At 72.3% G+C, this 22,081-nt stretch carries 2 protein-coding genes; both read right to left on the reverse strand.

Going from position 1 to position 22,081, the window contains the following annotated elements; all coding sequences use genetic code 11:
• Positions 1-228 precede the first annotated feature (228 nt).
• Positions 229-14,247, reverse strand: a complete 14,019-nt coding sequence (locus ABZ382_RS16230; protein ID WP_357089200.1) for an amino acid adenylation domain-containing protein — start codon at positions 14,245-14,247, stop codon at positions 229-231.
• 253 nt (positions 14,248-14,500) lie between these two features.
• A complete protein-coding gene (locus ABZ382_RS16235; RefSeq protein WP_357089202.1) occupies positions 14,501-21,745 on the reverse strand; it encodes an amino acid adenylation domain-containing protein in 7,245 nt (2,414 codons plus the stop codon).
• Positions 21,746-22,081: the final 336 nt, after the last annotated feature.

The following is a 22,081-nucleotide window of genomic DNA, read 5'->3' on the forward strand; positions in this document are numbered from 1 at the left end:
CATGTCGACGAATCAATGTTTCGCACCTTCATCTCGTGTCGTTTGCTGGTCGGAGACCACGCGGTCCGGTATTCCGGTTGTCTCGACCCCCGACAGACCATACGGCTTATCCCATCGCCGCAACAGCCGCAATGTTACGGGCGGGCCGCGCGGCCGGGCCCATCGGCCCACCGCGCGTCGCCCATCGATTTCCGTTCGCGTCCAGCTCAGCGGCTGTTCGGTCGCCCCTTATCGGCCGTGGTCGGCGAGCCCGGCCAGCGCCTGCACCCAGCCCTCGACCAGCTGCTTGACCTGGTCCAGGGTCAAGACCGCGCCGACGAAGTCGAAGCGGGCGACGAGCCCGTCCTGACTGGTGTCGACGGTGACGTCCAGGTACAGGTCGGCGGCCACCGGCTCCGGGTAGACCTCGGCGGGCCGCAGGTCCCGGTAGCGGAAGCCGATGCGGCCCAACGGAAGCACCGCGATCTCGGCGACCGTGTCCGGGTTCAGGTACCGCAGCAGCCCGAATCCGACACCGTGCGAGGGCACTTCGCGCGCGAAGTCCCGGATCTGCTCGATGACCGAGCCCGCGCCGGGCCCGCCGGAGCGCACCTCGGCCAGGTCCAGACCCTCCAGCCGGAGCGGGAACGGGTAGCTGGTGCTGAACGCGCCGACCGTGCGCAGCCCGTCCCGGTCGCCGGGGACGCGGCCGTCGGCGATCAGGCGCACCACCGAACCGAGTGTGTCGCGCAGGGTTTCGGAGTCCGGGTCGAGCAGGGTCGCGGCCAGCGCGGTGAGCAGCACCTCGTCGATGCTGGCGTGGTAGCGGCGGGCCACGGCGTCGACGGCCGCGGCGCCCTCCCCGGTGATGGCCACCGAGACCCGCCCGCGGCTGCCGGAGTCGGCCTCGCCGAGCACCAGGTCCGGGGAGATGCCCTCGGTCACGCCCGCGAGCGCCTTACGCCACCAGTCCAATTCGCCGACGGTGGCGTCGTCCACGGCGCGGTCGGCCAGGGCCCGGGCGACGCCGCGCGGGTGCGCGTCGGCGCTGTGCGGGGTGGCGTGGCCGCCGGACCAGGAGGCGGTGAGGTCCTCGATGACGGTGCGCCACGAGGCGTCGTCCACCACCAGGCCGTTGGCGACCACCACCAGCACGGCGGCGGGACGGTCCCCGGCGTCACCGGCCCCGGCGGCGTTCTCGAGCAGCACGAAGCGCATGTTGTAGCCGCGCTCCGGGTCGAGTTCGGCTGCGGCGGCGTGGATCACGGCCTCGATCGGGTCGCCGACGGCCTCGACGTTCGGGTCGATCTGCCACACCACGGCGGCGCCGCGCGGCTGCACGGCCGGAATGTCCAGGGCCACGGTGTCGCCGTCGCGGCGCAGGCGGGCCCACAGGCCGGGGTGCCGGTCCAGGAGACCGGCGACCGAACGGCGCACGCGGGTGCCGGAAATGCCGGCGGCGATGTCGAGGGTGATGGCCCGGACCCAGATGCCGGACGGCTCCACCTCGAGCAGGCCGATGGCTCCGGCGGGCAGCGGCGACACCTCGCCGACCGCGCTGAGCGCGGGGCCGGACGCGGCGGGCACCGGGACCGCGGGGCGGTCGGTGCTCGGCGCGGCCGGGGCGGGGGTGTCGACGGCCGAATCCGGTTCGGTCGCGCGCTGATCCGCCGCATCGCGGGACGCGGCGGGCCCGGACTCCGACCCGGGCGGCATGTCGTACCGCGGCGCGGCGGTCTCCGGCTCCGGCCGGAACGCGACGTCCGGTTCGAAGGCGACATCGCGTTCGAAGGCCACGTCGGGCTCGAAGGCGCTCTCGGGTTCGGAGCCCACCGAGCGCGCGGGTTCGGCGGGATCGTGCAGTTTGACCGGCGGCGCGAGGTCCTCGGGCCGGATGATCGGCAGCACCTGGGTGATGGCCCAGTCGTCGGCGTTGTTCATCGAGTCGGCGTTGTTCGCCGGTTCGGCGCTCTCCACCGGTTCAGCTTTGTCCACCGGCGCCGAGTTGTCCGCCGGTTCGTCGGTTTCCGGCGTTTCGCCACGGTCGGCACGCTCGATGAGCTCGGCGAGGCGCGGGCCGATGACCGCGAACGCCTCCGGGGTGCACATGAGCTGATGCCGTACCGGGACAACGTGTTCGGCGATGCGTCCGGTGACGTAGGGCCGCCAGTCCTCGACGCTGTGCGGTTCACCGTCCTCGCGGCCGAATTCGGCGGAGAACAGGTCCATCCGGGTGTCGAGCACCGAATGCCGGTAGCGCGCACCGAGTTCCACGGTGCGGACCGCGCCACGGTACATGCGCCGCAGCCGGTCCACGGTGAGCACGGCCAGTTCGGCGGGGATGGCGGCGTGCAGGGCGTGCAGCGCCTCGTCGCTGAGGTCCTGCAGGTCGCCCGCGGGCAGCGCGTCCTCGCCGACGCCGAATTCCGCGAACTGCGCGCGCAGATCCTCGCGGAAGCTGTCGAACTCGGCGCCCGGGTAGGCGTCGAGCACGGCCAGCAGGTCGACCCGGTCGCCCGCGGCCCGCAGTTCGGTGGCGATGGCGTGCGCGAGCACGCCGCCGAGGGAGTAGCCGAGCAGCCGGTACGGGCCCGCGGGCTGGACCTCGCGCATGGCCTCGATGTAGGTCCGCGCGACCTCGGTCAGCGATTCGGGCCGGTAGTCGTCCGCGGTGAGGGCCGGGGACTGCAGACCGTAGATCGGCTGGTCCTCGGGCAGGAATCGGGACAGTCCGGCGTAGGGCCAGGCCATGCCGACCATGGGCGGCGCGCAGAACAGCGGCGCGCGGGTGCCGGTGGCCCGGATGGGCAGCAGCACCCCGAGGGCCGAGTCGGCCGCGGCGTCGAAGTCGTGCCCACCCTCGAGCGCCGCGGCGATGCGGGCGCTGAGCCCGGCCACCGTGGGCTCGGTGAAGAACCAGGAGACCAGGACCTCGGCGCCGGTGAGCTCGCGCAGCTTGGCGACGATGCCGGTGGCCAGCAGCGAGTTGCCGCCGATGGCGAAGAAGTCGTCGTCGACGCCGACCCGGTCGAGGCCGATGGCCTCGGCGAAGGCCGCGGCCACCGTCTCCTCGAGCGGGCTGCTCGGGGCGCGGTATTCGCCTTGGCGCAGTTCGGGTTCCGGCAGCGCCTTGCGGTCCAGCTTGCCGACCGGGGTGAGCGGCAGTTCGTCGAGGACCAGGATGGCGGCGGGCACCATGTGCGGCGGCAGGGTCCGCGACGCGTGCTCGGTCAGCAGGTCCGGGTCGGGTGAGTGGCCGGGCGTGGCCAGCACGTAGGACACCAGGACGGTGACGCCCGCGTGGTTCTTGCGGCCCACGGTGACGGCGTACTCGACCGCCGGGTGGGTGGCCAGCACGGCGTCGATCTCGCCGAGTTCGATGCGGAAGCCGCGCACCTTGACCTGGAAGTCGGAGCGGCCGACGTAGTCGAGCTCCCAGTTGACCTGGGTCCCGGCCAGATTGCCGTCCCGCAGTTCGGGTTCGGCGAACCAGCGGACCACGTCGCCGGTGCGGTACATGCGCGAGCCGGGTTCACCCCACGGGTTCGCGACGAACCGTTCCGCCGAGAGCGCGGCCCGGTTGCGGTAGCCGCGCGCGAGCGCGCCGCCGGACAGGTACAGCTCGCCCGCGACGCCCGGCGGCACCGGGTTCAGGCGGGAGTCCAGCACCAGCGCCGACATCCCGTGCACCGGGGAGCCGATGGTGATGTGGCGGCCGGGTTCCAGCTGCGCGTAGGTGGAGATGATGGTGGTCTCGGTGGGCCCGTACGCGTTGTGGTAGACGCGATTTCCGGTCTTCCACTTGGCCACCAGTTCCGGCGGCGTCACGTCGCCGCCGACCGACACCACTTCCACCTGCGACTGTCCGGCCGGGTCGACGGTGCCGAGCACCGCGGGGGTGATGATCGTGTGGGTGACGTTCTCGCGGCGCATGAGTTCCGCGAGCTCGGGTCCGCCGAGGATCTCCCGGGGCACGATCACCAGGGCCGAGCCGGTGGAGAAGGCGCAGATCCACTCCAGCACCGAGGGATCGAAGCTGGGTGAGCAGATGTGCAGCATCCGGTGCTCGGGATCGAGGTCGTAGAGACCGGTCGCGTAGTCGCTCAGCCCGCCCAGACCCGCGTGGGTCACGGTGACGCCCTTGGGCATTCCGGTGGAACCCGAGGTGTAGATGACGTAGGCCGGGTTGGCCATGCGGATGGGCGCGATCCGGTCGGCGTCGGTCACCGGCGCCGGGGACTCGGCCGCGGCCCGGCGGTCGGTGGCGGCGTCGTCGAGGCACAGCCATTCGACCTCACCGGGCAGCGTGGGCTGGAAGGCCTTGCTGGTGATGCCGATGACGGCGCCGGAGTCGGCGACCATGTGCCGCACCCGGTCCGCCGGATAGGCGGGGTCGACGGGCACGTGGGCGCCGCCGGCCTTGGCGGTGGCGAGCACCGCGGCCACCATCTCGAACGAGCGCGGGAAGGCCACGGCGACCAGCTGCTCCGGGCCGACGCCGTGCCGGATGAGCACCCGGGCCAGCTGCGAGGAGTAGTCGTCGAGTTCGCCGTAGCTGATGGAGTGCCCGCGGTATCGGATGGCGACGCGGTCGCGACCGAGGGCGACGCCGCGGGTGAGCAGCTCGGGCAGCAGCGCGGTGGCCATCACCTCGTCGCCGTGCACGTGGGTGAGCAGTTCGTACTCGTCGGCGTCGAGCAGCGGCAGGTCGCCGATGGCGGTGACGGGCCGGTCCACGATGGCCTCGAGCAGCCGGACGAAGCGCTCCGCGAACACTTCCACGGTGCGCTGTTCGAAAAGGTCGCGCGCGTAGGTGAACACGGCGTGCAGGCCGCTGTCCGCGTCGCCTTCGCGGACGGTCAGCGACAGGTCGAACTGGGAGGTCTGGATGCCGGAGTCCAGGGCGCTGATCCGCAGTCCGGGCAGCTCGAAGTCGCTGTCGGGGGTGTTCTGGAAGGCCAGCATGACCTGGAACAGCGGGTTGCGGGCGGTGGACCGCTCGGGGTTGAGCACCTCGACGAGCCGCTCGAACGGCAGGTCCGCGTGCGCGAAGGCCTGCAGGTCGGCTTCCTTGGTGGCGGCGAGCAGTTCGTGGAAGCGGAGTCCGCCGTCCACGTGCGAGCGCAGCACCAGGGTGTTGACGAACATGCCGATGACGTCGTCGAGGGCGGCCTCGCCGCGGCCCGCGACGGGAGTGCCGATGGCGATGTCGTCGGTGCCGGACAGTCGTGCCAGGAACAGGGCCAGCGCGGAGTGCACGACCATGAACAGGGTGGCGTTCTGCTCGCGGGCGATGCGCGCCAGACCCTGCTGGAGTTCGGCGTCGATGTGGAAGGGCACCAGGCCGCCGCGGAAGCTGGACACCGGCGGGCGCGGGTGGTCGGCGGGCAGGTTGAGCTCGTCGGGCAGCCCGGCCAGCGCGGTGCGCCAGTAGGCGGCCTGTTCCGAGATCAGGCTCTGCTCATCGGTTTCCGAGCCCAGGACGGTGCGCTGCCACAGGCTGTAGTCGGCGTACTGGACGGTGAGCGGGGTCCACGCGGGCGCGGACCCGGCCGAGCGCGCGATGTAGGCGGTCATCAGGTCGCGGGCCAGCGGGCCCATGGACCAGCCGTCGGCGCTGATGTGGTGGGCGACCAGCACGATCACGTGCACGGCGGGTTCCACCTCGAAAAGGCGGACGCGCAGCGGGATCTCGCGGGTGACGTCGAAGCCGGTGGCCAGCAGTGTGCCGATCAGCTCGGGCAGGTCGGCGGCCGCGGCGGGCTCGGCGGTGAGTTCGGGCACCGCCTGCTCGGCGGGCAGCACCACCTGGTGGGCCGCTCCCCCGCTCTGCGGGTACACCGTGCGCAGGGTCTCGTGGCGGGCCACCAGGTCCGCGACGGCCCGGCGCAGCGCTTCGACGTTCAGCTCGCCGTCCAGGCGCAGCGCCATCGGCAGGTTGTAAGCGGTTGCGGCGGTGTCGAACTGGTTGAGGAACCACATCCGCTGCTGGGCCAGCGAGAGCGGCACCAGTTCCGGTCGCGGGCCCGCGACCAGCGGCGGACGACGGCGGCCGCCGCTGCCGGTCAGCACGCGTCGCGCCAGTTCGTCCACGGTCGTGGCCTCGAACAGGTCGCGCACGCCGAGCCCGGATTCGAGCGCGTTGTTGATGCGAGCCACCACCTGGGTGGCGACCAGCGAGTTGCCGCCGAGGGCGAAGAAGTCGTCGTCGAGGCCGACGGGCCGGTCCAGGCCGAGGGTCTCCGCGAAGACCGCCGCGACGGCCAGCTCGACCGTGGAGACGGGGCCGCGGAACTCGCGCGCCTCGAATTCCGGTGCGGGCAGGGCCTTCCGGTCCAGTTTGCCGTTGGCGTTGACCGGCATGGCGTCCAGCACCACCGTGGCGGCGGGCACCATGTAGGACGGCAGCCGGGCGGCCAGGTGGGTGCGCAGCGCGTCCTGATCGATGCCGCCGCCGGCGGCGGGCACCACGTAGGCGGCCAGCATGTCGCCGGTGTGCTCGGAGGAGTGCAGCACCACCACGGCCTGGTCCACGGACGGGTGCGCGGTGAGGGCGGCCTCGATCTCGCCGAGCTCGATGCGCAGGCCGCGCAGCTTCACCTGGAAGTCGCTGCGGCCCAGGTAGACCAGGTCGCCGTCGGCGTTCCACTTCACCAGGTCGCCGGTGCGGTACATGCGTTCGCCGCGGCCGAAGGGGCTGGCCACGAAGCGTTCCGCGCTCAGGTCGGGGCGGCCGACGTAGCCGCGCGCCAGCTGCGCGCCGGCCAGGTACAGCTCGCCCACCAGGCCGGGGGCGACCGGGTGCAGGCGCGCGTCGAGGACGTAGGCGCGGGCGTTCCAGACCGGACCGCCGATCGGCACGGCCCCGGCCACGTCGGCGGGGACGGGCGCGGCGGTGGCGTGCACGGTGAATTCGGTGGGCCCGTACAGGTTGTGCAGGGCGGCGGGGCTGATCGCCCGGAAGGCGTCCACGGCGTCGGAGGTGAAGGCCTCACCGGCCACCAGCAGCGCGCGCAGCGAGCCGATCCGATCCGGGTCGGCGGTGGCGGCGAACATCCGCAGCATGGACGGCACGAACGAGGTGATGGTGACGTGGTGCGCGGCGATCACGTCGGCCAGGTACTGCGGATCGCGATGGCCGTCGGGGGTGGCGACGATCATGCGACCGCCGGTGGCCAAGGGGGCGAACAGTTCCCACACCGAGACGTCGAAGGTGGCCGGGGTCTTGAACAGCACCACGTCGTCGCGGCCGATCCCGTATTCGCCGGTGATCCAGCGGATCTGGTTCACGGCGGCGGCGTGCGGCACCGCGACGCCCTTGGGGCGGCCGGTGGAGCCGGAGGTGAAGATGACGTACGCGGTGTGCTCGGGACGCAGCGGCGCCCGGCGTTCCCCATCGGTCACCGGGTATTCGGCGTAGCCCGCCAGGATCGCGGTGTCGACCTCGAGCACGCGGCGCTCGCCGGCGTCGAAGCTGTCGCGCGAGGTGGTGAGCACGCACACCGGGTCGGCGGTGTCGAGCACGTGGGCCACCCGCTCGGCGGGCTGGTCCGGGTCCAGCGGCACGTACGCGCCACCCGCCGCCAGCACCGCGTAGGCGGCGGTGACGAAGTCCAGCGACCGCCGGATGTGCAGGGCCACCAGCGTTTCCGGGCCGACGCCCTCGGCGATCAGGCGTCGCGCCAGGCGGTGCACGCGGGCCGCGAACTCGCCGTAGGTGACCCGCTCGCCGCCACTGTCGATCGCGATCGCGTCGGGGGTGCGCAGGGTCTGGGTCTCGAACTGCGAAAGCAGCGTGGAGCTCCAGGCGTGCTGTCCGGCCGTGAGGTCGACGGTGGTGGCGTTCCAGTCCGTCATCACCCGCTGGCGTTCGTCCACGGCCAGCAGGTCGAAGTCGCCGACGGCGCGTTCGGGGTGGGTGGCGGCGGCGACCAGGGTGCGGCGCAGGCGCTCGGCCAGGCGGTCCATGGTGTCGGCGTCGAACAGGTCGGTGGCGTAGGTGAAGGCGGCCGAGATGCCTTGCGCCACACCGTCGGTGGAGGTGCGCTCGACCAGGGTGAGGTCCAGGTCGAACTTGGCGACCGGCACGGTCAGGTCGACGTCGGAGACCGTGACGCCGGGCAGCTCGAACACCGCCGGGGTCATGTTCTGCAGCGTCATCGACACCTGGAACAGCGGGTGCCGGGCCTGCGAGCGCGGCGGATCCAGCAGTTCCACGATGCGTTCGAACGGCGCGTCGGCGTGCTCGAAGGCGGCCAGGTCGGTGCGGCGGACCGCGGTCAGCAGTTCCGCGAAACCGGCGTTCGGGTCGATCTCGGTGCGCAGCACCAGGGTGTTGACGAACATGCCGATGAGCTCGTCCAGGGCGGCCTCGCCGCGGCCCGCGATGGGCGCGCCGATGGCGATGTCGCGGGTGCCCGACACGCGTGCCAGCAGCACCGCGAAAGCGGCGTGCAGCACCATGAACAGGGTCGTGTTGTGCTGCTGCGCGACCCGGTTCAGGGCGGCGTGCACGTGCGGGTCGATATCGAAGACGTGCACCGCGCCGCGGCCGGAGGCCACCACCGGGCGGGGCCGGTCGGTGGGCAGTTCCAGCTGGTCGGGCAGTCCGGCCAGGGTGTCGCGCCAGAAGTCGAACTGGCGGGCCAGCGGCGAGGCGGGATCGTGCTCGTCGCCGAGGCTCTCGCGCTGCCACAGCGCGAAGTCCGCGTACTGCACCGGCAGCGGCGACCACTCCGGTTCCTGGCCCCGCATGCGGCCGAAGTAGGCGGTCATCAGGTCGCGGGTGAGCGGGCCGCCGGAGAAGCCGTCACCGGCGATGTGGTGGACCACGCACACCAGCACGTGGTCGTCGTCGCCGAGGCGCAGCAGGCGCAGCCGCAGCGGCGGCGCGACGGTCACGTCGAACGGCGAGAACGCGGCCTCCGAGACCGCCTGGGCCACTTCGGCTTCGGTGACCTGCACGACCGGCAGCGACGGCATGGCGTCGGGCGCGTCGACGGCCAGGATCAGCTGGTGGCCGACGCCGTCGTGCTCGGGGTAGTAGGTGCGCAGCACCTCGTGCCGGGCCACCAGGTCGGCCACGGCGTCGCGCAGCGCGGGCACGTCCAGCGGGCCGGTGACGCGCAGCGCGGTGGGCAGGTTGTAGGTGGCCGCCTCCGGGTCGAGCCGGTTGAGGAACCACATGCGCTGCTGCGCGTAGGACAGCGGGATCAGCTCCGGGCGCGGCATGGGCCGCAGCGGGGCGGCACCGGCGACGGCCGAATCGGCCAGCGCGTCCAGGGAATTCGCGAGTTCGGCGACGGTCGGGTGCTCGAACAGGGCGCGGACCGGGACCCGGGCGCCGATGGCCGCGCCCAGGCGGGCCACCACCTGGGTGGCGTTGAGCGAGTTGCCGCCGAGTTCGAAGAAGTCGTCGTCGGCGCCGACGCGGTCGGCGCGCAGCACGGTCGCGAAGATCTCGGCCACCGTCTGCTCGGCGGCCGTGGCGGGCTCGCGATATTCGCGGGCCTGGAACTGCGGCACCGGCAGCGCCTTGCGGTCGAGCTTGCCGGAGGCGTTGAGCGGCATGGCCTCCAGGCGCACCACGGCCGAGGGCACCATGTAGGAGGGCACGGATTCGCGGGTGTGGGCGAGCAGGTCGGTGTCGGTGACCTGGGCGTCGTCCTCGAGGACGACGTAGGCGACCAGGCGGTCGCCGGTCTCGCCGCGCACCAGGGAGACGGCGGCGCGGTGCACGGCGGGGTGGCCGAGCAGCACGGTCTCGATCTCGCCGAGTTCGATGCGCTGGCCGCGCAGCTTGATCTGGAAGTCGCTGCGGCCCAGGTATTCCAGGGCGTGGCCGGTGCCGGAGGGCACCCAGCGGACCACGTCGCCGGTGCGGTAGAGCCGCTGCCCGTTCTCATGGGCGACGAAGCGTTCGGCGGTGAGCGCGGGTGCGCCGAGGTAGCCGCGCGCCAATTGCACACCGGCGACATACAGTTCGCCGGCCGCGCCGAACGGCACGGGGCGCAGCTGCCGGTCCAGCACCAGGACCCGGGTGTTGGCGACGGGACCGCCGATCGGGACCGCGACACCGTGGGTGTGCTCGGCCGGGTGGGCGGTGACCACGGTGGCCTCGGCGGGGCCGTACCAGTTCACCAGCCGCGTATCCAGCAGCGCCGCCGCGAATTTCGCGGCGCTCTCGGCGGACAGCGCCTCACCGGCGGCGAACACCCAGCGCAGCGAGGGGTGCCGCCGGGCCGCGCCGTCGAGGTAGGCGTCGAGCATGGACGGCACGAAATGCACGGAGGTGACCGCGTATTCGTCGATCACCCGCGCGATGTAGGCCGGGTCGCGATGCCCGTCCGGCTCGGCGACCACCACGGTCGCACCGGTCTGCAAGGGCCAGAACAGCTCCCAGGTGGAGATGTCGAAGGTGATCGGCGTCTTGTGCAGCACCACGTCGCCGGGACGGTGCGGGTAGGTGCGCTGCGACCAGCGGAACTGGTTGGCCATCTGCCGGTGGGTGATCACCACGCCCTTGGGGCGGCCGGTGGAGCCGGAGGTGTAGATGACGTAGGCGGTATTGTCCGGGCGCACCGGCGCGGGGGCCACCTCGACGAACTGGTCCGCGCCCGCGAGCGCGTCCACAAAGAACAGCGGGACGCCGGAAGTGGTTTCGAAGTCGTCGGCGGCGCGGGTGAGCACGCACACCGGCGCGGATCCGGCCAGCACGTACTCGTTGCGCTCGGCCGGATGGTCGGGGTCGACCGGCACGTACGCGCCGCCGGACCGCAGCACCGCGTAGACGGCCACGACCAGGTCGATGCTGCGTCGCATGGCCACGGCCACCCGGGATTCCGCGCCGACGCCGCGCAGGGTGAGCTCCTGCGCCAGGCGGCGGGAGCGGGCGTCGAGCTCGGCGTAGGTGAGGCTGGTGCGGTCGAAGACAACGGCGGGGTCGTCGGGGGTCCGGGCCACCTGGGCGTCGAACAGGGTGAGCAGTGTCGAATCGTCCCGCAGCTCGGGCACATCGGTGGCGTTGACCTCGGCCAGCGCGCGGCGCTCGCCGTCGAGCAGCGCGTCGATCCGGGCCACGCGGGCCCGCGGATCGGCGGCGATGCGGCCGAGCAGCGCCGCGAGCCGGTCGGCGATGGCCTGCGCGGCGTCCTCGTCGAAGAGGTCGCGCAGGTACTTCACGCCGAAGCCGAGGCCCTTGCCGCGCGGCTGCACCATGACGGTGAGCGGGTAGTGGGTGCCGTTGGTCGCGGACGCGCCGAGGATGCCCGCGCCGTCGATGGGCGCGGCGGCGTCGTCGAGCGACTCCTCGTCCACCGGGAACGAGGCGAACACCACGATGGAGTCGAAAAGCCCGTCGACGCCCGCGATCTCCTGGATCTCGCCGAGGCCGACGTAGTGGTGGTCGAGCAGGGCGGCCTGCTCGTCCTGCAGCGACCGCAGCACCTGCGCGAGGGTGTCGCCCGCGTTCAGCCGCACCCGCACCGGGATGGCGTTGAGGAACAGGCCGATCATGGTCTCGATGCCCGCCAGCTGCGGCGGACGGCCGGAGACGGTGGCGCCGAAGACCACGTCGTCGCGGTCGGTGCTGCGGCCGATGAGCAGACCCCACGCGGCCTGCACGACAGTGTTGAGCGTGACGCCGGCGTTGTGGGCCACCTTGGTCAGGGTGGCGGTGTCGGTCTCGGACAGCGTGAAGGTGATTTCGCCGATGCCCGAGGTGATCTCGCGGGAGGGGTCGACCGCGGCCAGCGGGGTCGGATCGTCGAATCCGGCCAGGGTCTCGCGCCAGGCCTCGCGCGCCGCGCCGTGGTCGCGGGCGGCCAGCCAGGCCAGGTAGTCGCGGTAGGGGCGCACCGCGGGGATCCGGGAGGCGTCGCCGTCGGCCGCGTAGAGCAGCAGCATGTCCTGCACCAGCAGCGGCATGGACCAGCCGTCGATGAGGATGTGGTGGCTGGTGACGCAGACCCGGTAGCGGTCCGCGGCGGTCCGGAACAGCGTGATGCGCAGCAGCGGGCCCGCGCCCATGTCGAAGTGGCGGGCCACGTCGAAGGCCATGAGCCGGTCGGTCTCGGCCAGCGCCTCGGCGGGTTCGCGGTCGCTGAGATCCAGGTACTGCCAGGGCAGTTCGACGTCGTCGAGGATGACCTGCAGCGGATTGCCCGCGCTGTCCTCGGCGAAGACGGCCCGCAGGTTGACGTGCCGTTCCAGCATGGCGCGGGCGGCGGCGTGCACGCGCGCCACGTCGATCTCACCGGCCACGTCGAGGGCGAACTGCACCATGTAGGCGTCGACCGAGGATTCGGCCAGGCGGGCGTGGAACAGCATGCCGGACTGCAGCGGCGTCAGCGGCCACACCTCGGACAGGTTCGGGTACCGCTCGCGCAGCCGCGCCTCGTCGGCCGCGTCCAGCTCGACCAGCGGGCCGGTCGCGAGTTCCTCGGTGGCGGTGGCGTTCTCGACGGGCACCGCGACCTCGGCCAGCGCGGCCACGGTGCGGGCGGCGAACATCTCGCGCGGCTTGAAGCCCAGGCCGCGGGCGCGCGCCCGGGACACGATCTGGATGGCGGTGATGGAATCCACGCCGAGGCTGAAGAAGTCGTCGTCGAGGCCGACCCGGTCCAGGTGCAGCACCTCGGCGATGACCTCGGCCACCGCCTGCTGCGCGGGGGTCTCCGGCGCGCGATACTCGCTGATCTCGAGCTGCGGTTCGGGCAGCGCGCGGCGGTCCAGCTTGCCCGCGGGGGTCAGCGGGATCTGGTCGAGCTCCATGATGGCGGCGGGCACCATGTGCGCGGGCAGCGCCCGTTCCGCCAGCTCGGACAGTTGCAGGGTGTCGATCGAATAGCCCGGGGCGGCATGCACGTACGAGACCAGCGCGGTGGCGCGCCCGTTCACCTCGTGGCCGATGGTCACCGCGAAGTCGACCGACTCGTCGCCCGCCAGCACGGCGTCGATCTCGCCGAGTTCGATGCGCAGGCCGCGGATCTTGACCTGGAAGTCGTTGCGGCCCAAATACTCCAGCTCACCGGCGGCATTGGCGCGCACCAGGTCGCCGGTGCGGTAGAGCCGGGAACCGTTGCCCTCGAACGGGTTCGCCACGAAGCGGGACGAGGTCAGTTCGGGGCGAGCGTGATAGCCGCGGGCCAGCAGCGCGCCCGCGATGTACAGCTCACCGGGCGCTCCGGCCGGAACCGGCCGCAGCCGCTCGTCCAGCACGTGCGCGGTGGCGCCGCGGACCGCCGCGCCGATGGTGACCGTGCGGTCGGCCGCCAGCGGGTCGGAGATATTGGTGGCGATGGTGGCCTCGGTGGGGCCGTAGGCGTTGAAGAACCGGCGGTTGCCCGACGGGCTGGTCGACCATCGGCGCACCAGCTCCGGCGACACCGCCTCGCCGCCGCCGACGATGGACTCCATGCCGGTCAGCTGCTCGGGATCCAGGGAAGCCAGCACCGACGGCGTGATCAGGCCGTGTGTGACGCCCTCGCGGGCGATCAGCGCGCCCAGCTCCGGGCCGCCGTACACGTCGGGCACGGTGACCACCAGGGTCGCGGCCGCGCCCACGGCCATCAGCAGTTCCATGATGGAGGCGTCGAACGACGGGGTGGCCACGTGCAGCACCCGCGACTCCGGGCCGATGCCGAAGCGTTCCCGCATCTCGGCGGTGAGCGCGGCCAGACCGGTGTGGGTGACCACGACGCCCTTGGGCAGACCGGTGGAACCCGAGGTGTAGATGGCGTAGGCGGCGTGCTCGGCGCGCAGCGGGCGCACCCGGTCGGCATTGGTGACCGGTTCGGCGGAGTAGGTGTTCGCGGCGGCCAGGAACTCGTCGGTGTCGATGTCGAGCCACGGCACGGCGGCGGGCAGCGCTGAGCGGGTGTCGGCGACGGTCAGGCCGAGGACCGCGCCGGAGTCGGTGACCATGTGCAGCACGCGGTCGGCCGGGTAGCTGGGGTCGACCGGCACGAAGCCGGCGCCGGTCTTGGCGACCGCCCAGACCGCGACCACGGACTCCACCGAGCGGCGGATGCCGACCGCGACCAGATCCTCCGGGCCGAGGCCGCGCGCGATGAGCAGCCGGGCCAGCCGGTTGGAGCGTTCGTCGAGTTCGCCGTAGCCCAGGCGGGCCAGGGCGGCGTCGGCGTCGGCCAGGACGACGGCGGTGCCGCCCGGGTTGGCCTCCACGGCGGTGGCCATGAGTTGCGGCAGGGTCGGGACGTGCGGTCCGCGGCGGGTCCGGGTCGGGCGTACGCGAGCCGTGCGGGTCATGCCTGCACCGCCACGAGCTCGTTCTTCCGGTCCCCGACCACCCGAATCATGCAGCTTGTCCTCATCCTGTCCGTGTTGCGCTACCGCCGCGTGCACCGACAAACTTCATCGGATCCACGTAGGCCGCGTTACTCCGCCCTGCCGGTGGCAGGGTGGTTCGCCGCCCTCGGAGACGGCGGGTTCACGCGGGGCTTCCCCAGAGTATTCAGCCCGGCGGGCGGGAGAGCCACTCCGGGAGGTCAACCCGTGGTCATCACACCCCACCCGCCCCGGGAAGGGCGATCACGGTGTGACCGGACCACTGCGCGGGGACCGGCAGCGCGTCCACCACCAGGGCTCGCAGATCCTCCAGCTCGGCGGGGTCCACCCGGCCTACGCCGTCGCGTTCGGCGAACAGGTGGGTGACCCATTCGTCGGCGAGCGTCCCGGTCAGGTCGGCGCCCGGCTCGGCCAGCACCATGGACGCCCCGACGCCGCCGGCGGCGATCACCTCCAGCAGCGCGAAGGGATGGTCCACCGCGCCCGTCCGGAAGGTGCGGGATTCGAAAGTCAGCTCCGATTCGCCGCGAATCCGGTCCACCAGGGCCGCCACCGCGTCGTAGCCCAGGGAGGCCCGCCCGGGGGCGGCGAAGGCGGTGTCGTCGCCGCGCAGGGCGCGGGTGCGGTGCGCGTAGGTGACCGGCCGCGCGGATTCGGCGGCGATCTCGGCGGCCACGCCCGGATCGTCGAGGGCCAGCCAGTCGAGGCCGGCGACCGCCATGGGCGTCCCGGTGGTGAGACCGACCTTCATATCCAGTCCGGCCGGGGGCAGCCGGTCGAGGGAGGCCAGCGGCACCGCGGCCGCACCGGCCTTGAGCACCGCCCAGGTGGCCACGGCCAGGTCGACGCCGCGGTCCAGGCGCAGGCCCACGCCCGTGCCCGGGCCGCAGCCGCGCCCGATGAGGACGCGGGCCAGCCGGGAGGAGCGGGCGTCGAGATCCTGGTAGGTGACCGACTCGTCGCCGTGGACCAGGGCCGGGCCGTCCGGATCGTCCTCGACCGTGACCGACAGCGACTGTGGCAGCGCGGCGCCGTGGGCGGTGGTGGTCACCACCGGCACGGGGGTGGGCGCGGCCTGCACGCGGGAACGTTCGGCCGAGTCCAGCAGATCGATATCGCCGACCGGCATGTGCGAGTCGGCGGCCACCGCGGCCAGCACCCGCAGCAGTCGCGCGCCGAGCGCCTCGATGGTCGATTCGTCGAAAAGATCGGTGGCGTAGGAGAACACGACGGCCAGATCGCCGGGGGTCCCGTCGGCCGCGGGCGGGTGCGCCTCGACGCCGATCTGGAGGTCGAACTTGGCGGCGGTCAGGTCGGCGTCCACGCCGGAGACGGTCAGCCCCGGCAGTTCGAGTTCGGCGACCTCGTTGTTCTGCAGGGCCAGCACCACTTGCAGCAGCGGGCCGGCGCCGGGCGCGACCGCCTCCACCACCCGCTCGTAGGGCAGGTCCGCGTGCGCGAAGGCCGACAGATCGGTCTCCCGGGCCGCGGCGACCAGGTCGTCGAAGGAGGCGGCGGGGTCCACGGCGGTGCGCAGGGTGAGGGTGTTGACGAACATGCCGACCAGGCCGTCGAGCACCCGTTCGCCGCGGCCCGCGACCGCGGTGCCGACCACGATGTCCGAGCTGCCCGACTGCCGAGCCAGCAGCACGGCGAGGGCCGCGTGCATGACCATGAACAGCGACGCGTTGTGGCGGCGTGCGATCCGGTTCAGTTCGGCATGGATCTCGGCGGGCACCACGTAGTCGACCAGCGCGCCGCGCATGGACGGCGCGGCCGGTCGGGGCCGGTCCAGCGCCAGCGGCGGCCGCGCCGGCAGGTCCGCGAGCTGTTCACGCCAGTACGCCAATTGCGCTGCCGCGATGGAGTTCTCGTCGGTGTCGATGCCGATCATGGCGCGCTGCCAGAGCGCGAAATCGGCGTACTGCACCGGCAGCGGGGCCCAGCCGGGGGTTTCGCCCTCGGCGCGGGACAGATAGGCGGTCATCAGGTCGCGGGCCAGCGGGGCGAAGGACGCGCCGTCGGCCGCGATGTGGTGGGCGACCAAGATCAGCAGGTAGTCGTCGGGCGCGTCACCGGCGAGCAGCCGCAGCCGCACCGGAACCTGCTGCGCCACATCGAATCCGGTGCCGACCAGCCGTTGCACGCACGCGCCGATATCGCCGGTGCGCTGCAGTTCGAGGCCGCCGGGTAGCGCCTCGGCGAGCGAGAGCACCTCCTGGTAGGGCGCGCCGCCGGGCTCGGATTCCGGGTAGCGGGTGCGCAGGATCTCGTGCCTGGTCAGCACGTCCTCGGCGGCCAGGGTCAGCGCCGTGACGTCGAGCGCGCCGGTGAGCCGGATGACCATGGGGATGTTGTAGGCCGCCGACTCCGGGTCGAGCTGGTTGAGCACCCACATGCGCTGTTGCGCCAGCGACAGCGGAACGCGCGCGGGCCGCTCCCCCGCCACCAGCGCGGGCCGGGTGCCCGCCGCCGCGCCCGGAACGATGCGGGCGGCCAGGCCGGAAACCGTTGGGGTCTCGAAGAGTTCGCGCACGGTGACGGTGCCCTCGAGGGCCTCGTTGACGCGGGAGACCGCCCGGGTGGCGATGAGCGAATTGCCGCCGAGCTCGAAGAAGTCGTCGTCCGCGCCGACGCCGTCCACGCCGAGCAGGTCCGCGAAGACGCCCGCCACGATCTCCTCGATCGGGGTCGAGGGCGCGCGGAACCGGCGGGGCTGGATCAGCGGGGCGGGCAGCGCGCGGCGGTCCAGCTTGCCGGAGGCGTTGAGCGGGAAGGCTTCCATCACGGCGACCGCGGACGGCACCATGTAGGCCGGAAGCTGCTGCGCGACCGCCGTTTTGACCTCGGTCGGATCGACCTCGACGCCGGGTTCGCGAACCACGTAGCCGATCAGCTGGTCGCCGGTGACGGCGTCGGACCGCACCACCACGACCGACTGCGCGACACCCGGCTGTGCCAGCAGCGCGGCCTCGATTTCGCCCAGTTCGATGCGCAGGCCGCGCAGTTTCACCTGGAAGTCGGTGCGGCCCAGGTATTCGACCTCGCCGTCGGCGGTCCACTTCACCAGGTCGCCGGTGCGGTACATGCGCTCGCCGTGGCCGAAGGGGTCGGCGACGAAGCGGTCGGCGGTGAGGTCCGGGCGGGCCACGTAGCCGATGGCCAGCTGGTCACCGGCCAGGTACAGCTCGCCCGCGACGCCGGGCGCGACCGGCCGCAGGCGCGAATCCAGCACGTAGAGGCGGGTATTGAAGACCGGCCGTCCGATCGGCACCGATACCGTGTCGGCGTCGGTCACCTCGTGATAGGTGACGTCGACCGCGGCCTCGGTCGGCCCGTACAGGTTGTGCAGCCGCGCGCCGGTGAGCTCCCGCAGCCGCTGCGCGGTGGGCGCCGGCAGCGCCTCGCCCGAGGCGAATACCTGCCGCAGCGCGGTCCCCGCGAAACTGCCCTCGCCCAGGGTGGACAGGAACATGGCGAGCATGGACGGCACGAAATGCGCCGTGGTGACGCCTTGTTCGGCGATCACCTCGGCCAGGTACATCGGGTCCCGGTGCCCGTCGGGCCGGGCGACGACCAGGCGCGCGCCGGTCTGCAACGGCCAGAAGAACTCCCACACCGAGACGTCGAAGGTCGCCGGGGTCTTCTGCAGCACGACGTCGGTGTAGGCCAGCCGGTACTGCGCCTGCATCCAGACCAGGCGGTTGACGATCGCCGCGTGGCTCACCGCCACGCCCTTAGGCCGCCCGGTCGAGCCGGAGGTGAAGATGACGTAGGCGGGATGCGCGGGCCGCAGGGGTCGCACCCGGTCGAGCTCGCCGATCGGTTCGGCCGAGCGGTGCCGCGCCCGGTCCTCGGCGGCCTCCACCAGCACGGCGGGAATGCCGTCCCCGCCGTCGAATCCGTAGGCGCGGGTGGTGAGCACCAGGCGCGGGCGGGCGGTGTCGAGAATGTGGGCGATGCGGTCGTGCGGCTGTTCGGGGTCCAGCGGCACGTAGGCCGCGCCCGCCTCGACGATGGCGTACATGGCCACCACGAGTTCGGTGGAGCGCCGGATGGCCAGGGCGACCAGGGTTTCCGGTCCGACGCCGTACTCGTCCACCAGTTCACGGGCGAGACGGCGGGCGCGCTGGGCGAGTTCGCGGTAGGTGAGGCGTTCGTGCTCGAACACGAGCGCCACGGCATCGGGGGAACTCGCGACCTGCGCCTCGAACATCGAGACCAGGGTCGGCGCACTGCCGCGGGGCAGGCCCACCGCCGCGACCACGTCGCAGTCGGTGGCGTTCCAGTCGGTGAGGACCCGGCGCTGTTCCTCCTCCGACAGCAGGGCGAGATCGCCGACCGGACCGGTGGGGTCGCCGCCGACCAGTTCGAGCACGCGGGCGAACCGGCGCGCGAAGGAGGCGACGGTGGCGTCGTCGAAAAGGTCGAGCGCGTAGGAGAATTCGGCCGCCATGCCGGTGCCGTCGCCGTGCTCGTCGACCCGTTCCTGCACGGTCAGTTGCAGGTCGAATTTGGCGAACGGCACCTCGAGGTCCGCGCCGGAGACGGTCAGGCCGGGCAGGCGCAGGTCGGCGGGCGCCAGGTTCTGGAACGACAGCATGACCTGGAACAGCGGGTTGCGGGCCTGCGAGCGGGCCGGTTCGAGCAGGTCCACCAGTCGTTCGAAGGGCACGTCGGCATTGCCGAAGGCGCGCAGGTCGGATTCGCGGACCCGGCCCAGGAGTTCGGTGAACCCGAGCGCGGGGTCGACGTCGGTGCGGAGCACCAGGGTGTTGACGAACATGCCGATGAGGTCGTCGAGTTCGGCGTCGCCGCGGCCCGCGACCGGGGTGCCCACGGCGATGTCGCGGGTGCCGGAGAGCCGGGCCAGCAGCACCGCGAGCGCGGCGTGCACGACCATGAAGGTGGTGCCGTTGTGGGCGCGGGCCAGTCGCCGCACGCCCGCGTACACGTCGTCGGCGAGCTCGAAGCGGAAGGTGCCGCCGCGGTAGGACGCGACCGGCGGGCGCGGGCGGTCCGCGGGCAGCACCAGTTCGTCGGGCAGTTCGGCGAGGGTGTCGTGCCAGAACGCGATCTGCCGTGCGATGGCCGAATTCTCGTCGTCCTCGTTGCCGAGGGCGGCCCGCTGCCAGAGCGTGTAGTCGGCGTACTGGATCGGCAGCGGCTGCCACCGCGGCGCGTCGCCGGAGCTGCGGGAGACGTAGGCGGTCACCAGGTCCCGCACCAGCGGTCCCATGGAGAACCCGTCGGCGGCGATGTGGTGGACCACGCAGACCAGGACGTACTCGTCCGGTCCCAGTCGTAGGACGCGTAGTCGCAGGGGCGGTTCGGCGGTGACGTCGAAGCCGGTGCCGCCGAGTTCCATGACCCGTGGGGTCAGGTCGGCGAGGTCGATGTCGTCGATCGGAAGTGCCGGGATCGCACGGGAATCGGTGCTGGGCAGCACCTGCTGGTAACCCTCGCCGTCGACCTCCGGGTAGATGGTGCGCAGCACTTCGTGCCGTTCCACCAGGTCCCGGGCCGCGGCGCGCATGGCGTCCAGGTCGAGTGCGCCGGACAGCCGGACCGCGAGCGGGACATTGTCGACCGCGCTGGCGGGATCGAACCGATTGAGGAACCACATGCGCTGCTGCGCGTAGGACAGCGGCACCCGGTCCGGGCGCGGCCCGGCGACCAGTGCGGGCGCGGCGTTCCCGGTGCTGAGTTCGTCCTCGACCAGCCGGGCCAGCGCGGACACCGTGGAGGCGTCGAAGAGCACCCGCACCGGCACCCGCGCGTCGAGCGCGTTCCCGATGCGGGCCACGGCCTGCGCGGCCAGCAGCGAATTGCCGCCGAGTTCGAAGAAGTCGTCGTCGGCGCCGACCCGCACCGGGTCCGCGCCGGGCGGGGTGAGCAGGCCCGAGAAGATCTCGGCGACGGCCTGTTCCGCGGGCGTGGCCGGGGCCCGGAAGGCGCGGGCGGCGAAGACCGGTGCGGGCAGGCGGGCGCGGTCGACCTTGCCGACCGGGGTCAGCGGGATCTCGTCGAGGGCGACGATGGCCGCGGGAACCATGTAGGCGGGTAGCGACTCGCCCGCGAAGGCCGTCAGGGCGGCGACGTCGACGGTCGCGCCGGGGGTGGGGAGCACATAGGTGACGAGGGCGGCGGCGCCGGTCGGCAGGGTGGTGCCGAGGGTGACGGCGAAGTCGACGTCCGGGTGCGCGGTCACCGCGCTGTCGATCTCCCCGAGTTCGATGCGCAGACCGCGGATCTTGACCTGGAAGTCGGTGCGGCCGTGGTGCTCGAAGGTCCCGTCCTCGCGGCGGCGGACCAGGTCGCCGGTGCGGTAGAGCCGCTGCCCGGGTTCGCCGTAGGGGCTCGCGACGAAACGTTCCGAAGTCAGCCCGGGCCGGTTCAGGTAGCCCATGGCGAGCGCCTGACCCGCCAGGTACAGTTCGCCGATCACGCCGGGCGGCACCGGCCGCAGGCCCGCGTCCAGCACGTACGCACCGATGCCGGGGAGCAGCGAACCGATGTGGGTGCCGCCGCCGGGCTGGAGCGCGTCGGTGGCGGTGGCGATGGCGGTGACCTCGCTCGGGCCGTATTCGATGAAGAACTCGCGGTCGGGGGTGACCCACCGGTCGACCAGCGCGGACGGCACCCGCTCGCCACCGCACATGACGGCCTGCAGGTCCTGCGGCACCGCCGGATCCAGCGATTCCAGCACGGCCGGGGTGATGCAGAGGTGGGTGATGCGTTCGCGGCGTAGCAGTTCGGTCAGTTCCGGCCCGCCGAACACGTGCGGCGGCACCACCACCAGGGTCGCGCCCGCGCTGAACGCCCACAGCAGTTCGACGATGGAGAAGTCGAAGCTGGGGGTGATGAGCTGGGTGAGCCGCGAATCCTCGGTGATGCCACGGTGTTCGCGGCGGGCGGCCAGCACCGCCAGGCCCGCGTGGTCGACGGCCACGCCCTTGGGCTTGCCGGTGGATCCGGAGGTGTAGATGACGTAGGCCAGGTGCTGTTCGGTCAAAGCCCGGGTGCGGTCGGCGTAGGAGATCGGGTGCGACGGCCGGGCGGCGATCCGTTCCGCGCGGGCCGGATCGTCGAGTTCGACCCAGTAGGCGGCGGTTCCGAGACCGCGGCGGTGGGCGGCCACGGTGACGCCGAACTTCGCGCCGGAGTCGGTGAGCATGTGCTCGATCCGGTCGGCCGGGTAGGTCGGGTCCACCGGCAGGTAGGCCGCGCCGGTCTTCACGATGGCCCACACCGCGAGCACCGATTCCACCGAGCGCGCGATGGCCATGGCCACCACGTCGCCGGGACCCACGCCCAGCGCGATCAGTTCGCGGGCGACCTGCGAGGACCGCTCGTCGAGTTCGCGGTAGGTGAGCTCGACCAGGTCGGCCGGATCTCCGGTGGGGTTGAAACTGACGGCGACGGCGGTGGCGGAGGATTCGACCGCGGCGGTGAGCAATTGGCCGAAGAATGGGCTGCCGGACCTGCGTCGTCGACTACCACGAGCTGCTCTGCGGGCAGTTTCCATACAGTTGTTCACCTCACAGATACAGCAATCCACACACGTCGAAGGTCTTCGACCAGCCCGAGCCGACATGCCTGCACAGCCGGGCGAACCGGCACAGCATAGCCGCGCACGGCTGGTCCGACCGCTCGAACTGGAAGGACTATCGATGGCAGCGACACGGCGTTGCATGATGTGATCTGCGCCATAGCCATTCGTGATGGCTACCAACGGCGCCGGCGGGAGGTGAATTCCGCCGGCGCCGACGCGGTCCGGGGGGACCGCTCTGCA

The sequence above is a fragment of the Nocardia sp. NPDC005825 genome (genome assembly GCF_040630175.1).
GTDB lineage: Bacteria > Actinomycetota > Actinomycetes > Mycobacteriales > Mycobacteriaceae > Nocardia.